This window comes from Pseudomonas marginalis (assembly GCF_024169655.1).
GTDB lineage: Bacteria > Pseudomonadota > Gammaproteobacteria > Pseudomonadales > Pseudomonadaceae > Aquipseudomonas > Aquipseudomonas paraveronii.
In genome coordinates this window covers 1,692,438-1,708,773 of the sequence record NZ_JALJWV010000001.1, presented here as the reverse complement: position 1 = coordinate 1,708,773, position 16,336 = coordinate 1,692,438, and the positions used below count along the sequence as shown (strand labels likewise).

Annotated in this window: 14 protein-coding genes; 8 read left to right on the top strand and 6 right to left on the bottom strand. The window is 50.9% G+C overall.

Features of this window, described 5'->3' with window-relative positions; genetic code table 11:
* Positions 1-2: 2 nt before the first annotated feature.
* Both rfbF and J2Y83_RS07670 read right to left on the bottom strand, forming a co-directional pair.
* A complete protein-coding gene (gene rfbF / locus J2Y83_RS07675; protein WP_253394237.1) occupies positions 3-776 on the bottom strand; it encodes a glucose-1-phosphate cytidylyltransferase in 774 nt (257 codons plus the stop codon).
* Positions 777-789: 13 nt separating this feature from the next.
* The gene (locus tag J2Y83_RS07670; RefSeq protein ID WP_253394235.1) at positions 790-1,779 is read right to left on the bottom strand and encodes an FAD-binding oxidoreductase; all 990 of its coding nucleotides are present in this window, start codon (positions 1,777-1,779) and stop codon (positions 790-792) included.
* 605 nt (positions 1,780-2,384) lie between these two features.
* Here J2Y83_RS07670 and J2Y83_RS07665 point away from each other — a divergent pair.
* The 8 genes from J2Y83_RS07665 to J2Y83_RS07630 all read left to right on the top strand — a co-directional run bounded on the left by J2Y83_RS07665 (position 2,385) and on the right by J2Y83_RS07630 (position 13,480).
* The gene (locus J2Y83_RS07665) at positions 2,385-4,478 is read left to right on the top strand and encodes a sulfatase-like hydrolase/transferase (protein WP_253394232.1); all 2,094 of its coding nucleotides are present in this window, start codon (positions 2,385-2,387) and stop codon (positions 4,476-4,478) included.
* A 59-nt stretch (positions 4,479-4,537) separates the two neighbouring features.
* On the top strand, positions 4,538-7,591 hold the full coding sequence (locus tag J2Y83_RS07660; RefSeq protein ID WP_253394230.1) for a PEP/pyruvate-binding domain-containing protein: 3,054 nt from the start codon (positions 4,538-4,540) through the stop codon (positions 7,589-7,591).
* Positions 7,591-8,238: a gamma-glutamyl-gamma-aminobutyrate hydrolase family protein gene (locus J2Y83_RS07655; RefSeq protein WP_253394228.1), complete on the top strand. Its 648-nt coding sequence runs from the start codon at positions 7,591-7,593 to the stop codon at positions 8,236-8,238. The genes J2Y83_RS07660 and J2Y83_RS07655 overlap by 1 nt, the downstream gene beginning before the upstream one ends.
* Positions 8,229-9,008 carry an NTP transferase domain-containing protein gene (locus J2Y83_RS07650; protein ID WP_253394227.1) on the top strand — a complete coding sequence of 260 codons (780 nt, stop codon included), beginning with the start codon at positions 8,229-8,231 and terminating at the stop codon, positions 9,006-9,008. Before J2Y83_RS07655 ends, J2Y83_RS07650 begins: the two co-directional genes overlap by 10 nt.
* A 2-nt stretch (positions 9,009-9,010) precedes the next feature.
* Positions 9,011-10,156, top strand: a complete 1,146-nt coding sequence (locus J2Y83_RS07645) for a CDP-glycerol glycerophosphotransferase family protein (protein ID WP_253394225.1) — start codon at positions 9,011-9,013, stop codon at positions 10,154-10,156.
* A gap of 16 nt (positions 10,157-10,172) precedes the next feature.
* Positions 10,173-10,400 (top strand): hypothetical protein, encoded by a 228-nt coding sequence (locus tag J2Y83_RS07640; RefSeq protein WP_253394223.1) that lies wholly within the window; start codon positions 10,173-10,175, stop codon positions 10,398-10,400.
* A gap of 118 nt (positions 10,401-10,518) precedes the next feature.
* Positions 10,519-12,111, top strand: a complete 1,593-nt coding sequence (locus J2Y83_RS07635; protein WP_253394221.1) for a YidC/Oxa1 family membrane protein insertase — start codon at positions 10,519-10,521, stop codon at positions 12,109-12,111.
* A 4-nt stretch (positions 12,112-12,115) separates the two neighbouring features.
* Positions 12,116-13,480: a formyltransferase family protein gene (locus tag J2Y83_RS07630; RefSeq protein WP_253394219.1), complete on the top strand. Its 1,365-nt coding sequence runs from the start codon at positions 12,116-12,118 to the stop codon at positions 13,478-13,480.
* Between the two features lie 46 nt (positions 13,481-13,526).
* On the opposite strand, the gene J2Y83_RS07625 is transcribed toward J2Y83_RS07630, so the two are convergent.
* From J2Y83_RS07625 to J2Y83_RS07610, 4 genes are all read right to left on the bottom strand, one after another.
* Positions 13,527-14,891 (bottom strand): Wzz/FepE/Etk N-terminal domain-containing protein, encoded by a 1,365-nt coding sequence (locus J2Y83_RS07625; RefSeq protein WP_253394218.1) that lies wholly within the window; start codon positions 14,889-14,891, stop codon positions 13,527-13,529.
* A 428-nt stretch (positions 14,892-15,319) separates the two neighbouring features.
* Positions 15,320-15,562, bottom strand: coding sequence for a LapA family protein (locus J2Y83_RS07620; protein ID WP_253394217.1), 243 nt, complete (start codon positions 15,560-15,562; stop codon positions 15,320-15,322).
* A gap of 24 nt (positions 15,563-15,586) precedes the next feature.
* Positions 15,587-15,883 (bottom strand): integration host factor subunit beta, encoded by a 297-nt coding sequence (ihfB, locus tag J2Y83_RS07615; RefSeq protein ID WP_017848846.1) that lies wholly within the window; start codon positions 15,881-15,883, stop codon positions 15,587-15,589.
* A gap of 131 nt (positions 15,884-16,014) precedes the next feature.
* Entirely contained in the window at positions 16,015-16,299 is a 285-nt protein-coding gene (locus tag J2Y83_RS07610; protein WP_253394216.1) for a hypothetical protein, read from the bottom strand.
* Positions 16,300-16,336: the final 37 nt, after the last annotated feature.

The following is a 16,336-nucleotide window of genomic DNA, read 5'->3' as shown; positions in this document are numbered from 1 at the left end:
TTTCACTCCCACGTCTTCCAGGGTGCCTTACCAGACATCCAGAGTTCCTCAAGCAAATGCTTGTCGCGCAGCGTATCCATCGGCTGCCAGAACCCCTGATGCTCGTAGGCCATCAGTTGCTGATCCGAGGCCAGGTTCATTAAAGGCTCCTGCTCCCATACGCTGGCGTCGCCAGTAATGTGCTTCAACACCTCCGGTTTCAACACGAAGAAGCCGCCATTGATCATGGCACCATCGCCTTTGGGCTTTTCCTTGAAATTGAGCACCTGTCCCTGACGAATATCCAGCGCACCAAAACGACCTGGCGGGTATGTCGCCGTCAGGGTTGCAGCCTTACCGTGCTTCTTGTGAAACTCAATGGTCGCACTGATATCGATGTCGCCAACGCCATCGCCATAGGTGAAGCAGAAAGACTCTTCATCCTTCACATAGTCGGCAACACGGTGCAGACGTCCGCCCGTCATGGAGTCATCGCCGGTATCAACCAGTGTCACATTCCAGGCTTCAGCGCGCTTGTCATGCACCTCCATGGTGTTGTCACGCATATTGAACGTGACATCCGACATATGCAGAAAATAGTTCGCAAAATACTCTTTTATTACATAGCCTTTGTAACCACAGCAGATAATAAAATCATTGATACCGTGAGCAGAATACATCTTCATGATGTGCCACAAAATTGGCTTGCCACCAATCTCGACCATGGGTTTGGGCCGGGTACTGGTTTCTTCACTCAACCGGGTCCCTAGCCCGCCAGCCAAAATCACAGCTTTCATTTTTTATCCTTAATTAATTCGAGCTCACAAAAGCGTCGGAGTAGAAATTTTTGCGTGGAAGGCCAAGAGTCACAAGTTTTTCTTTAGCCGAATGAATCATATGCTCGGAGCCGCAGGCGTATACCACCGCATCAGCCAAATCGATACCGTCGTGCTCAAGCACGTCCTGCACATAACCGGTGCGCCCCTTCCAACTATCATTGGGTCGTGAAAGCACAGGTACGAAAAAGACTGCCGGCGAACTAAGCTCAGGCTGCCAATAAATGTCCTTGGCGTGACGTCCGCCCCAGTAAACCCATACCTTTCTATTCGCCACCTGCTCAGGGTTGGCTTTCAGTTGCTCAAGAATAGCCTTCACTGGCGCAATTCCTGTACCCGTTGCCAAAAATACCAAATTTTCCGGTGAGGTGTTGCGCAGGGCAAACGTACCCTGCGGCCCCTCAAGCCGGAGCAAGTCATTGGTGGCGAGCTCCTCAAACCAGTATTGGCTCATCACCCCGCCTTCAACCTTACGAATCTGCAACTCCAGCCTCCCATCCTGGCGAGGCGCATTCGCAATGGAGTAGCTTCTCCTCACCCCATCTTTCCCGATGATGTCAACATACTGGCCAGGCATATAGTTCAGTGGATCTTTAGGCGGCAACCGCAAGACCACCTCTACCACGTCATCGGCCAGACGCTTGAATGAATCCACGCGACAGGGAAGTGTTTTGCTCTTGATATCCGCAAACTGACTCAAATCCTCGATATCCAGCCGGACATCACTCAAAGCAGTACGACAACATGTCAAAATGTAACCCGACGCCAGCTCTTCAGGGGACAAAATGGACTCGTGGTGATGAATGACCTCGGTCTCGCCGATCGCATGAGCCTTACAGACCCCACATCGACCCGAACGGCAGCTGTATTCAAGGACTACACCTTGCTTTTTTGCACTGTCCAGGAGGGTTACGCCCGGCTCACAGGTGAATGCTCTTTCGTTGGACAAGGTTACAGTTGACATGGTGACCACAGTTCGTTTCTGAAAATTCAAGTTGGAAAGACACTAGAGGTATGCATTGGCAGACAGCCGATCAGCTCAAGATTTGCGGTTACAAGCTTGAGGGCACATCCCGTACATGCTGCCACCCTGCCGCTTACGGCCATCAATGGGCATGAGTGCTGTTATCTAACATCACCAGCCGCTTGCTCGAACAGTCGGACCTGAGCAGGCCACTTTCATAGCCACTGACGATAAAAATTGCATAGACCCACGCAAAGCCGCTAGCCCCCCTGAATCGAGACATGATTTGAGTGCATGAAGACATCCAGGCACGCAACAGCTTGTGTTTTATACTCGCGGCTGATTGGCTTACGCTTGATGCCGACAGCGATAAATTGGTGGATTATACGTACATTAGAAGCTTTCAGTAACCTTTGTATGACTAACCACACTCCATTGCCCCAGACAACGGAACGCTGCCAGACGCACCTCAATATGCCAAACCGCGAACGACAGCAAAAAACAAACAAGGTTCACAAAATAGCTGAATACATAGGATTTTTCCTATAAAATCGCCAGCATTATAAAAACCGCTCATTTTACCTGCAAAGGAACCGGCAAACTGCATGTCCACCATTTTAAAACGCTCAGCGCTTTCATTCTTGACTGCATCCACACTGTTTTTATGGATTCCACTTTATGTCGTTTACCTTGCGCTAAGCGACGTAAATTTCAGCATAAAAGAATTTTTCTTTTTTTCGATAGCATTGACCGCCATAGCAAGTAGCGTTCTTTTTTTGGCATCCACAGTTCTGACTTGGTTACGCCTAAACTGGCTAGCATCGGGCATACTTTATTTCATTATATTCTGGACCTGCCTATCAGGCTTACTATTACCCTTAGCAGGCCAAGCGGGCATGGCATCCCCTGAGGACTTGCCTATTAACTATCGAAACTTAGTAATCGTAGGCAGCCTGGCACTCATTCTGACCCTGTTGACTTATACAAAAATCAAACCTGCAACCCAAGCGTTCGTACTGATATTGCTTTCAACATCTTTGGGCTCCGCCGCATATACCCTTATTGACACAGGAGCGTCTATGGGTCGCTTCTCCGGCCTCTCAAAAAACGATAACGTCATCGTTCTGAGCTTCGACGGTGTAGCCGGTAACGTAGCGAAGCAGGTAATTGAAGAACATCCAGATTTGAAGACTGCGTTCAAGGACTTGATTTTTTACGACAACGCCATTTCCATAGCGCCAGCAACGGAGGCCTCACTACGCTCTGAAATTTATGGAAATATGGATTTTAGGGCATTAAGCACCGTATCAGGCGAGCTGAATAATAAGTTATCTAAAAAAATAAACTCAATAAAACGCGAGCAACTAGCTTCCTCGGATGTCATGACGTATGGGGTATACAGTTCGTTCAATGACACATTACCAGACGTCATCATCCCCGGAACCCTTATCGATAACAGTTTCGGCGAGCAAGCGTCGATTGCCCTGAGCTTTTACCCACATATTGCGGCGCGCATTGGTTCTCCCGTTTTGGCCAAATTCGTAGCCGACGAACTTCGAACCGTCAAACAGACTTATCTGCAAGACTCAAAAGCGGAGCGAACCCTGGCCCATCAAGGCGCGCCGTGGGACGCGCAGAACACCCTACAGCGTGACGATCTGGTAGCGCTCACTCAAAATCTGCACGTTACCAACTCACGACGTACAGTGCGTTTCATGCACTTCCTACACACCCACTTCCCCGTGGACTTTGACGAAAATTGCACTTACAGAAGCGATAGCGCAGAGTGGTTCAATTCGAATCAAAACTATCAAGGCCTACTAAATGAGACTTACTGCGCACTTCAGCAGACCGCAACTTATATAGAGAAGCTCAAAGCGCTTGGCGTTTACGATCAAACGACTCTCATCGTAAAAAGTGATCATGGCGCGCCTGCCAACTACTTCGAATCTGATCCCGACGGTATCACATTCAACGATCACCCACTATGGGGTTATAACCGATACCGCCCACTTTTGATGATCAAGGCGCCGTCCAGCGCCAATGATTCAATAATATATAACAGCGAACTTAGTAGCCTGACCGACCTCGCCAAAACACTGTGCCTTCACGCCCCCAGCGATTCTCAATGCAACGAATACACGGGAGTTGACCTTCTAAGCGCAACACCTCAACACGACGACAATAAACTCTATTTAGATGTAGTAAAAGATCAGACTTCGTCTTTTGATTTTGATACTCAGATCACAGTCAGCATTCTCAGAGATAATGATTTTTTATCCGCACTAAAATCCACCGGAGCAATTACATTCAGAGCGTCCGAAATGACGCGCTATGAACAGCGTCTACGCGACCTAGCTGAAATCCGGGACGCTCTGGAAAAATATCACCAGGCAAAAGGCAGCTACCCACTCAGCCAGGGCTTCGACGGTTTATTCAGTATATGGGGACGCTCTGCGGCCGATTGGATCCCTGGCTTGGCACCTACTTTTATCAAAAAGTTGCCTCGGGATCCCGAACTCAGCCAGGAGAAGACTCCTCAGTACATATATCGATCCAATGGCGCGGGCTACAAGCTACTGGCACACGGCGCTTACGCCTCCTGCACGATCGCCTCAAGACTAAATCCAGAGTTGCTTGACCCACTCCGCAAGTGCTTCGCCTTCGGTTATTGGAGCGAAGGCGCACAAGGCTGGTAATGGGCAATGGCACTATCGAACCAACGATCACACCTGCTCACGGACAACGAGAAACACTCATGCAGTCAGCCATAATTTTTCTCGGGGCAGGCAAGCCCTTCCAAGGTGACGAACACGCTGCGTTACGCAGCGCTTCTGGCCACACGCGCGTTATCGACTGGCTGCTTCACGCCACGACCTCGCGCGCGTCGGACGTTCATTTTGTCGGCGGCTATAAAGTGGATACGATCAAGGAACGGTACCCCGACTTCAACTACTGGATTAACGGCGACTGGCAGGTTACCCAATCTGCCTATTCATTTCTGCAAGTTGACCTGACTGACAAAACCAAGAGCCTGGTCTCCTACTCCGACATCCTGTTTCGTCGCAGTTTGATTGACGCCATGGTCGAGTCACAGGCCGATATCAGTGTTGCAGTCGACAGCCATTGGCGTACGCGCTACGCAGGCCGTACTCGTTCAGACTTGGAGCGTAGCGAGAAAGTCTGCCTTTTCGGAAAGTTGATCACGCGACTGGGACCCGACATCCCGTCTAGCCTCGCCTCGGCGGAGTTCGTTGGGTGCGTTCATTTTGGGCCGCGGGCAGTCCAATACTTGCAGGAATCCAAAGTTGACCTGCAACAGCGCTTCCAGAAGGGTCACCTCTCTGATCTCGTTGAAGCGCTGCGTTGCCAGGGAATGAATGTTCAAGCGGTTGACGTGCAAGGTGACTGGGCCGAACTCAATGAGCCTCAAGATCTCGCACATTTCGTATTAGGCACCAAAGCACAGACTCTTCGCCGTTTGCGTCGAATGGTCAAGCTTAGCCGAATTGAAGATCAAGTCAGTTTCACCGTTGCCCAGTGGCAGGAAATCCCCGAGTCACTGATTGACACCATCCAGCAAGACTTCCCTGATCAATACTTGGTTATTCGCAGCAGTGCGCTGTCCGAAGATGGATTTGTCAACTCGAATGCCGGCGCCTACACCAGCCTGCTGAACATCGATGGCCGTAACGCTACGAGCCTGAAAAACGCAATTGAGCACGTTATCGCCTCTTATAGTGATACCAACCCTGAGAATCAGGTGCTGGTTCAACCCATGCTGGAAAAAGTGCTTGCGAGCGGCGTCGCGTTCACTCGTAGTTTGAGCAGTGGCGCGCCCTATTACGTCGTCAACTACGATGACACAAGCGGCAGTACTGAATCGATCACCAGTGGCAGCAGTCACGATGACAAGACACTGCTGATGAGGCGTGATGCCTGCACGCACAGCACGAATATTCCCGAACGGTTGCGCGGACTGCTTCCTGCGTTGCGGGAGATTGAATCTTTATTGGGTTACGATTCTCTGGACGTTGAGTTTGCGATTACAGCCGACGCAGGATTACACATCCTGCAGGTTCGCCCCATCGCGGTGGATCATTCCAGATGGGACGGCAGCGACGTGGATATCCTGAAACGCCTGGACGAAGCCCGTGAGCTGTTCAACCGACTGCAGCAACCGGCGCCGTTCGTTGTGGGGCAGCGAGGCTTATTCGGGATCATGCCGGACTGGAATCCCGCCGAAATCATTGGAACCAAACCGACACCTTTATCAGTCAGCCTCTACCAATATCTGATCATGGATGAGACATGGGCCACCCAACGGGCCGAGTACGGCTACCGGGATGTTCGCCCACAACCGCTATTGATCAGTTTTGCCGGCCACCCTTACGTCGATATCCGAGCAAGTTTCAACTCGTTTATTCCCAAGGGGCTGGACGATGCACTTGCAGGCCGCCTGGTTGACTTCTACCTGTCCTGGTTGGAACAACACCCTCACCTTCACGACAAGGTGGAGTTTGATGTTGTCCCCACTTGCTTTGCATTAGACTTTAATCGTTGGCATGAGCGACTGAGTACGCATGGCGGATTTTTCACCCAAGAGATCGAGCTTTTGCGTGACGGATTACGAGAAATCAGCCAGAACGCCATTATGCGCAACAGCCACGATTTGGCTGTCGTAACTGAGCTTGAGCAGCGCTTTGCCCACCTAGCCTCGTCGTCCCTGCCCCCCTTGGAACTTGTCTCGACGTTATTACACGATTGTCGTCGGTATGGCGCATTGCCTTTCGCGCATTTGGCACGAAGCGCTTTCGTTGCTGTAACGTTCCTGCGCTCTGCAGTCAATACCGGTATCTTGACCGAAGCAGAAATGGATGACTTCCTGAGTTCCATTCGAACCATCAGCCATACGCTAACGCATGATGCCCTAGACTGCTTCAACGGAGAGATAAGCCGCGCAGACTTTGTCCATAAGTATGGCCATTTACGCCCGGGAACCTATGACATCAATTCGCTGAGCTATCGCGCAGACCCCGAACGCTACCTGACCCCCATCGTCGAAAGCGCGGCCTCGCAACCTTTGACAACCTTGGTAAATGGTCAACTATGGCAGCAGGCGAGACAACGATTTACTAAAGCCCTGAACGAGCAAGGCATTGCAGGTAGTGCTGATGAGTTGGAGCTATTTTTAAGGCAGGCTATCGAGGGACGCGAGTACGCTAAGTTTGCCTTCACTCGCAACCTTTCCATGGCTCTGGATACATTGGTGAACTGGGCCGAACCTCTGGGTATTTCCCGCGAAGACCTGGCCTACATCGAAATTCAAAAACTGATGGCGCTAAGAGGCTCAACGTTAAGTCCAAAGGAGCTTAGCCAGAATTTGCTTGCGCAAGCCGATACAGGTAGGACTGAACATCAGCAAATACAAGTTATTGAACTGCCTCCCCTACTGTGTTCAACAGAGGACTTCAGTGCATTCCTCTATCCGGCAACGCAACCCAACTTTGTTGGCACGGGAATAGTACGAGGCACTTGCGTGGACCTGAGCCAAAGCATTGATGAGCAGGAGCTTGCCGGGAAAATTGCAATGATCCCACAGGCCGATCCCGGCTATGACTGGCTCTTCGGTCGACAGATTGCGGGGTTGATCACCATGTATGGCGGCGCCAACTCGCACATGGCCATCCGCGCAGCGGAGTTTGGCTTGCCAGCAGCATTAGGGGTCGGCGAGACGCAATATCGCGCATTGGCGGCCGCGCAAAGCCTGGAACTGGATGCCGGGAATCGCATAATTCGGGTGATCCGCTAGTGCGTATTGCAATTACACAGCGCGCTGAACGGGTCCCTGGGTACGACGAGCAGCGTGATTGCCTTGATCAACGCTGGTCGACTTTCATGGAAAAACTGGGGATCGACTTGGTGCCGGTGCCCAATGGGTTATCATCGGCTGGCGGCTGGTTCGAGCGCCAAAATGTTGCCGGCCTTATATTGAGTGGTGGAAATGATCTCGCCCATCTTCCCGCCGCCGTCAACTCGTCACCGGAGCGCGATGCTACGGAGACCGCTCTATTAGCCAGGGCCAGAGACATGAACCTTCCGGTGCTGGCCGTTTGTCGCGGAATGCAAATGCTCAATCATTTTCTGGGTGGCAGCCTCACACCTCTCTCCGGTCACGTTAGCTGTACACACACCATCAGCGTTACAGAGCACGCGCCACTGCTGGCAGGCTATCGAGAAGTCAACAGTTTCCATGGCTGGGGCATTCAGCCCAAGGATCTGGCAGAAAACTTGCTAGCCCAAGCTTGGGCAGACGACGGCTCCATCGAGGCATTTGTTCACCGCCAACTTCCCTGGACAGCCATAATGTGGCATCCCGAGAGGCCCTCCGCTAACGCCATCCTTGATGCAAAGCTTATTCGTCACCTCTTCTTTAGTAAGGACACACCATGCGCGTAATTATCCTAGCAGCTGGTCAAGGCACACGACTGCGCCCTTTTACGGATGATCGGCCCAAGTGCCTGGTTGAACTGCATGGACGTCCCCTGCTGCACCGCCAACTGGATGTGCTGAGAGCTGCGGGATTGAAAGATATTGCGCTGGTAGGCGGATATCGCGCCGACTGTCTTGAGGGACAAGGCGTCGAAGTGCTGCACAACCCTCGCTTCGCTAGCACCAATATGGTCTCGACTCTATTTTGTGCGCAAGAATGGATGGTTGAGGGAGAGGATTTACTTATCGCTTACGGCGACATCGTCTATGAGCAGTCAGTACTTGAGAGCTTACTAGGCACTGACGCCCCGCTTGCGATCTCAATAGATCGAGAGTGGCGCAGGTTCTGGGAAATCCGCATGGAGAACCCGCTGTCCGATGCAGAAACACTGAAGCTAAACAGCGAAAACTGCATCACCGAGCTCGGGAAAAAGCCGTCGAGCTATAGCGATGTGCAAGGGCAGTACATGGGGTTGATCAAGGTTAGAGGGGATTGCGTAAAAGCTTTTCGCGATGCCTGGTACAAACTGGACCGTACTGTTCTACGAGACGGAAAAGATTTCGACAATATGTACATGACGACGTTTTTGCAGCACCTGATCGATACCGGGTGGAGTGCCCGGGCTGCATTCACTGATAACGGATGGCTGGAAGTCGACACCGTCGAAGATCTGAACCAATATCATGAACTGCTTCGCAGCGGGCAGTTGGACACATTCATCCAGCTTAGGGACTGAGCATGCTCACTGCTATACGCAAAATGCTCCGCGAGTGGAGGGGCTTGCAAGCGTTCAAGCGCATTCCACGCGAAGAGCGCACGCTGGTGTTCTATTCCGAGGGTCGCGGCTACTGGACTTACTTTGAACCCATCTACAAAGCACTCCAAGTGAATCATGGCGCACCGATCTTATATGTGACATCTGCCGAGAACGACCCTTTACTGGAAAAACCGCTAGCAGGAATGCGTTCTTTCTATATTGGTGAAGGCACTATGCGCACACTGTTCTTTGCCACATTGGACGCAGATGTTCTCTTGATGACCATGCCTGACTTGCAGAGCTTTCACATCAAACGCTCTCCCTTTTCGGTCCACTATACATACCTGCATCACTCGATCGTCAGCACACACATGATTTACCGTGCAGCGGCATTTGATCATTTTGATTCAATTCTGTGCGTCGGCCCTCACCACGTTAAAGAGACCAGAGCCAGGGAAAAACTACTCGACCTGCGTCCAAAAACTCTGATAGAGCATGGTTACGGACGTCTTGATACGATCCTCGAAAGCGGCCGTCAAGGCCCTCACGAACGTCACGGTGAACCGGTGCAGATACTGGTAGCGCCTACATGGGGTGAAAATGGCCTTATTGAGCGCCACGGGCTTGATGTGATCAGACCGCTGATCGATGCTGGCCTGAAGGTTGTACTACGCCCCCATCCCCGCACGCGCAAATTGACACCCGACAAATTGGATGTCATTGCCGCATATTACCGCGATGAACCGCGATTCCGACTGGATGAAGATAGTGATGCCGCCACCTCGCTGCTAGATTCGGATATCATGCTCAGCGACTGGTCCGGTGCGGCGTTGGAGTTTTCGCTGGGGCTGGAACGCCCGGTCATATTTGCAGACGTCCCACGCAAAGTACTCAACTCAGAATACACTGCAATCGGCATTGAACCGATAGAAGTACAAGCACGCGAGCACTTAGGTGTTGTGGTACCAACGAACGAGTTAGCAGAGCTAGGAAATATTGCGTGTGCCATAGCTGTCGATTCAAAAAAATGGCAAACAGCGCTGAAAAATATACGCCAGCGCTGGATTTATAACTCAGGGCAAAGCGGCGACACAGCTGCTGCTTATTTGGTTTCTTTAATTAAGTAATAATGGGGTGTAGTTCATGAAAAATTCCAACTTCTCAATAGTCGCCTTGCTCTGCTTGGTTTTCTTGCCAATCAATGCGTTCGCCTACCTCGATCCAGGTACTGGGAGTGCCATGCTGCAAGGTATTCTGGGAGCACTGGCGGCAATTGCCATGGTGATGAAACTTTATTGGCACCGATTATTGCGCATGCTTGGTTTGCGCAAAGATGTCATGAAAAAAGAAACTGACACCGAGAAAAAGTAAGTTTACTAGTGTTCGCAAGCAGCCCGCCGCGTTAGATTAATCTGCCGGGTGCTTGCAGGCACTAGCTCGTCTGCGAACTTAAATATCCTCCCGCCAAACGCAGCCAAAAGTCATTCCCATGCCCTCGCATAAAAAATACACTCCGCGCAATTGGTTCTGCTGGTTGCTGCTGCTGCTTATTCAAGTCGCGCAAGCAGCAGACCAGTCAACGGCCGCACTTTCAAATGCAAACTTGCATTTGGACTTTAACCTCTCATCGGGCGCTGTTCAGCACTGGTCGCTCCCTCAACTGCGCGGTGCATCTGGGCACGCTCAAGACATGGCCGCCCCGAAGGGACAGCTGTTTTTGCTGAGTGGCGAGCTTGACGGCAAGTCCTTGGCTGATTGGCAGCTAATGGCTGGCGGATGGAAGATCGTTGAACAGCAGCCCAATGCAATAGTGATCGGCCTGGAAAGCCCCGAGCTACCCTTCAGTATCCGGAAGACTTGGCGACTGCAGGAGAACCAGTGGCGGGTTGACTTCGCCTTGGACCTAGACCTCAAGAGCCTGAAAACAAGCCCGACCGATCACCTTGTATTGCAGGTCGGGCCAGGTATTGGGGAAATCCCTGCCACAGGCCTAGGCATGGGGCAAAGTATTTATTCGTTCACTGAATTGGTTTATCGCAATGCCGAAGGCATCACAACAGTTCGATTGAACAATACCGACCGGCCAGTTGGGTACACATCTCATGAAGCGGGTCAGTGGAGCTGGGTAGGCCTTCAAAGCCGTTACCTCGCACTCATCATGACGCCCTCCAGCGATCTCGCGAAGCGCGCTATGTGGCAAGCCAACACTCCACAAACCTTAACAGGCAACGCCGAGTACGACTCGTTCGAAACGTCAATCAACATCCTCTTACCCGTTGGAGAGCCGGGTAGCCAACCCGTTCAATCCTACCAATGGAGCGTGTTTGGAGGAGGCAAAGCTTATGCGGCACTCATCGCTCAAACGCCGGAGTTGGACGGATTGCTGTTTTCCGGTCTGTGGGATTGGATGCGATGGTTAAGCTTGACCATCATGCATCTATTGCATTTTATTCAGCAAATAGTTGGCAGTTGGGGGATTGCGATCATTCTGCTGGCGGTACTCGTACGCTTAGCGGTATACCCAATCGCCAAGAATGCAATTCTGGCGCAGAAGAAATTTTCAGCTATTCAGGCCCGTATCCAGCCAGAGCTACAAGAGATTCGTAAAAACTACAAAGGAGGGGAGCAAAGTGAAAGAATCCTTCAGCTTTACGAATATCATAAAGTAAGCCCGCTGGCAGGTCTGAAACCGCTTTTGATCGTACTAATTCAGGTGCCTATATTCATTTCTCTTTACCATTTACTAGGGCAAACATTTGAATTGAGAGATGCATCTTTCCTATGGATGAAAACACTGGCTGAACCAGACCAGTTGTTTTCATTGGGAATAGATTTACCTCTATTTGGCTCCTATTTCAACTTACTCCCCGTACTGATGTCTTTGACAACGATATTGAGTATAAAACTTAACCCAACCACACCAGCCGACGGAACATCATCGCTGCGCCAAAGCCTCACTACCGGACTGATGGGACTGGGATTCTTCCTGCTATTTTACTCATTCCCTTCCGGGATGGTGCTGTACTGGACGGTTGCCAATATTCTGCAAGTCGCCCATCAAAAAATAGTAAAGGCAGCTTAAGCCCATGATGATCGAGCGCTTTATCAGCAACTACCTGCCCGCAACACCGCTTCTTCGCAAGCAAGACGCTTACTTTGACACGGCATCTGTATTGCTCACCGCAGCTGAACCTGTCGCGTGGGCGGATGATGTACACCACGCCATGGAATTCCTCTCAAAACGTGTTGAGATCTCCAAGTGCCTCTATGAAAGCTACCAAGAGAGCGGCGCCAAGGCGTCTACCAGCCGCCTGACTGGGGAACTGCAGCTCTTGGCATTAGCGCTACTGTTCAAAGACTTCAGGCGCCTAGCCAGCAATGGAAGCATAGTTTGTGCGATCAAAAGACTTAACGCCGTACTCAAACTTCTGGATAGTTTGGGTGCAGAGAACATTGTGGTGGACCCGAGCCTCGCATCGTTAATCAATACCGAGGCTGAGAAGTTCCTGACAACGTTTCCGAGTACCGACACACCGCCTCCTGAAATGATCGCGAACACCCAGATGCCAGCTAACACTGGAATGCTCCCGATCACTGTCCTGTTTTGGGAAGGTCCCATCGCTCGCGCGTACTTGGCCACCCTGAAGAGCATGGGCCTGAAGCCTGAGAAAATAATCCAGCTCGTGTCAAAGAATGATCTGGTATCCCGAAAACCCATCGGGCGTTTTCTGCCAGGGAACTTGAAATTGGGCTATGCACAATCCAGGCAAAAAAACAGTATTCATTATTGGTCAAGGACACTTCGAAAAACAGAAGCCGCCCTTTGTGACTCGATAATAAACACCGTCAAAAACAAACTGTTTTTTTCGGACAAGGACGTAGATGACGCATTGGCACTAGGCGATTTGAGTAGCTATTCGCCTGACGTAGAAACACTAATGATAGAAAGTTTGGCAGACGATGCGCTCTACGACAGACTACGCGCGCTTCCACAAACGCAGATATTATTCACAGGCGGCGGAATCGTACCCAGACGGTTGCTGGAAATCACAACGCTCAAGTTCATTCATATACACCCGGGCCACTTGCCAGAAATACGCGGCGCCGATTGCGTGCTTTGGTCACACCTGATAAAAGGACGCACCTCTGCGACATGTTTCTACATGACACCGGGAATCGATGACGGCGATATCATACTAGCGAGCTACTTGCCTTCCTTGGCTCCCCATCATGAAATAGCCAACATAGACGTGAGGACACTGTACAGAGCCACTTACGCGTTTCTAGACCCCTGGGTTCGGTCTTTTGTATTACGACGAGCACTGGTGGAGACTGTTGGCTTCACACAGATTGCCGCCCTTTCACAAGACGAAGACGCAAGTGTGACTTATCACTTTATGCATGATCAGATTAAACGAAGGGTGTTTGCTCAACTGTTCACCAACACATGAGCACATCTATACATTGTGGGGCCAGGCGCCCCACAACCCTAAACGATTACTGCGCCACCCGGCCCGAACGCTGCTGCGTATCTTCCAGAGCATGAGCCTTTAAGAATGGAACTGACACGCCAGCCCCCCCCTCCTTTACGGTGGCACGTGTTGAAAGGATGACAGACCTCAAGAGTGCGATGCAGATCGCAAGTACAGCCCCACCAAATAAGCCAAGCAACACGACGAGTAGACGATTTGGGTTAGCCGGAGCCAACGGCTCAAGCGCCTGCTGATCGACAGTCACTAATTTCAGGCTCGCCATATCGATGTTTAGGCTACCCAAACGGCTCATTTCTGCACGCAATGGCTGAACACCCGCGAGAAAAATGTCCTCATTCTTCCGTGCATTCAGCACTTCAACTTCGCGATTGGACGCCAGCAGCTGAAGCTCCTTGGCAATCTGAGCAATGCGAGAGTCAGTGAAATCATCCGACCTGCGCTGCTGTAACGCGGTGAGCTCTGCTCTAAGCGCCTCGCTGCCCATAAAATAAAGAGGAATCTGTTGATTATTAACTTCGGTACGCATCACACTACCAGCTCCGGTATTCAGCGACTCACTGAGTGAAGATGGGGTAGTTGGTTTTTGGATACCCAAGGATTTGGCAATTCCGATCGCTTCATTCAGTTGAGCAATACGATCGCTGCGCAATGTTTTCAATTGAGAACGAAGTGCCTTCAACTCATCTTGCAACTGTGCATGCCTTAATGAGTCAGCTTCTTTTAACGAAGCAATTTTAGCCTCTTTCTCCACATCGTAGTTCGAACGAGCCGAATCGAATTTACCTGCCAGCTCATTGAGACGGTTTTTTACGATCACATTCAAGTCGGCAGCAATCTGCTCACGCTCACTGATGATCGCATAATCGACAAACCCATTGAGAATAGCAACACCATCAATCCCCTTCGGATAAGTCATCTCCAGTTTTATGTAAGCACTTGATGCGCTTTTCTTATCTGCATCAGGAAGACTCAAATGAATAGAATTGTGGTTGAACTCTTCAAAACTCTGCTCCAAGGTTTGGCCTGGACGCACAAACCTTTCGAATAGGTTCTGATTGGCTCTGAAGAACGCTAGACGAGTATCGTAAGACTCCAGTGCCTCGCCAACCTTGAGAAGCGCTTCAGCGGGAGGAAGCTGATAAACCTCAGAACGATTCAGCGCGTCTAACTCATTAATAGCAGCAGGACGCAACACCGCACTGATTTTATACTCGGGCGTCGCTAAAAAGGCATAGCACGCCGCAATCAAGCCAACCGCCAGAGTTACTAGAAGCAGTAGCTTTTTTTGATGCCAGACAGATTTTATAAGCTCGACGAGATCTATTTCGTCGGAAGAACGTACTAGGGGGGCACGAAAACTACTACTCACAACAAAAACCTGCCTTCAAAAAGAAACTGCGGGCTCGTTATGCAGACAAAATTGTGTCTTTTTTATTCTAATTAGATGACCGTCAAAACCCAGCGTCGCTGCCAAATTTTGAGCGCACAAATTGCCCGTTATCGAGAACAGATTTCATTTTGCCATCTCTCTGACATATTGCAAGTATTGACATAACCGTCAGGTTTTTTTGCGTGTATAGGGGCAACCCCCATGGAACACGTCCAAGGAAGCTGAAAACAGAAAGAAAATTCCGAACTGGCGGGCTAAAACCCAATGAATCCGGGGGATTTCTACTTAAGGGTGGCTGCATCATTACAAGGCGACGGTGGAATTCATGCGCTATTTTTAGGCGATTTTCTGACGAGTGGCGGCCTCAGTATGCACACAAATTTTGCAGAACGGCAGAGTCCCCCCTCCTAGGCACGCCCTACAGGAACCGACTTATGCCGCCGACTCCGCACCAATACGCCTAACAATGGCCCTATCAGCATGCCGACAATCAACGCCACGATCACAAATACCGACACCGGCACCTGCCCGGTCGCCAAGCCAAGGAACGAGAGAGACACGCCCTGCTGGTTTTCGAGCACAAACGTTATAACCACCAGTGCAACCACCAGCACTGTCAGCAACACTACGGCGCGCTTAATCCCACGCATACTCTTCTCCTACCCCAAAGACACTCAGACGTTTTCTTCTTCGTCTTCGTTCACTCGATCACGCAATTCCTTGCCCGGCTTGAAGTGAGGCACGAACTTACCATCCAGGCTGACGGATTGTCCGGTTTTAGGGTTACGGCCTACGCGTGGGGCGCGGTAGTGCAGCGAGAAGCTACCGAACCCTCGAATCTCAATCCGATCGCCGGTCGCCAGACATTGGGACATTTGTTCAAGCATGGTCTTGATGGCCAGCTCCACATCCTTGGATGAGAGCAGCCCTTGATGGGTGACAATTCGTTCGATCAACTCCGACTTCGTCATATTTTTCCCTTCTTTTTCAAGCAGCTAGGAAAAGCGCTTCAAAGGTTTTAGCATGACTTGATGAATTTGAACAGCCCATGCAATAACTTATCTACCCGCCAGATCGACTTCACTATCAAGCGCTTACACGCTCAATTGCAGATCACCAGCATCGTGCGGGTAACGGCGCCTGCCGGGTTCCAGCCGAACAAATAATCTCCTTCCTCGTCCTTGGCATCGCTGGACCTGGTGACGACCTTGTACCCCTGCATCTTGCACTCTCGAGCCGCGCGCTTCTCGCACTTCTCCCAGTTGGAGCCCAAGCCTGAGCAGTCGATCTCGATACCACTGACGCCATGCCGTGCGTGAGTCTTGGCATTGGTGGCAGCGCAACCTGCAAGCATTGCGATTGAGAACACTAAAATGAGCCTGTTCATTGAAAATCCTTACTGAATCAGCAACATGTGAATAGCT

What these genes read in the sequence shown, in the direction of transcription:
- ihfB (WP_017848846.1), bottom strand. Translation starts at nt 15,883, where the DNA reads ATGACGAAGTCGGAGTTGATCGAACGAATTGTCACCCATCAAGGGCTG.
- J2Y83_RS07665 (WP_253394232.1), top strand. Translation starts at nt 2,385, where the DNA reads ATGTCCACCATTTTAAAACGCTCAGCGCTTTCATTCTTGACTGCATCC.
- J2Y83_RS07630 (WP_253394219.1), top strand. Translation starts at nt 12,116, where the DNA reads ATGATGATCGAGCGCTTTATCAGCAACTACCTGCCCGCAACACCGCTT.
- J2Y83_RS07620 (WP_253394217.1), bottom strand. Translation starts at nt 15,562, where the DNA reads ATGCGTGGGATTAAGCGCGCCGTAGTGTTGCTGACAGTGCTGGTGGTT.
- J2Y83_RS07635 (WP_253394221.1), top strand. Translation starts at nt 10,519, where the DNA reads ATGCCCTCGCATAAAAAATACACTCCGCGCAATTGGTTCTGCTGGTTG.
- J2Y83_RS07670 (WP_253394235.1), bottom strand. Translation starts at nt 1,779, where the DNA reads ATGTCAACTGTAACCTTGTCCAACGAAAGAGCATTCACCTGTGAGCCG.
- J2Y83_RS07660 (WP_253394230.1), top strand. Translation starts at nt 4,538, where the DNA reads ATGCAGTCAGCCATAATTTTTCTCGGGGCAGGCAAGCCCTTCCAAGGT.
- J2Y83_RS07640 (WP_253394223.1), top strand. Translation starts at nt 10,173, where the DNA reads ATGAAAAATTCCAACTTCTCAATAGTCGCCTTGCTCTGCTTGGTTTTC.
- J2Y83_RS07645 (WP_253394225.1), top strand. Translation starts at nt 9,011, where the DNA reads ATGCTCACTGCTATACGCAAAATGCTCCGCGAGTGGAGGGGCTTGCAA.
- J2Y83_RS07650 (WP_253394227.1), top strand. Translation starts at nt 8,229, where the DNA reads ATGCGCGTAATTATCCTAGCAGCTGGTCAAGGCACACGACTGCGCCCT.
- J2Y83_RS07610 (WP_253394216.1), bottom strand. Translation starts at nt 16,299, where the DNA reads ATGAACAGGCTCATTTTAGTGTTCTCAATCGCAATGCTTGCAGGTTGC.
- rfbF (WP_253394237.1), bottom strand. Translation starts at nt 776, where the DNA reads ATGAAAGCTGTGATTTTGGCTGGCGGGCTAGGGACCCGGTTGAGTGAA.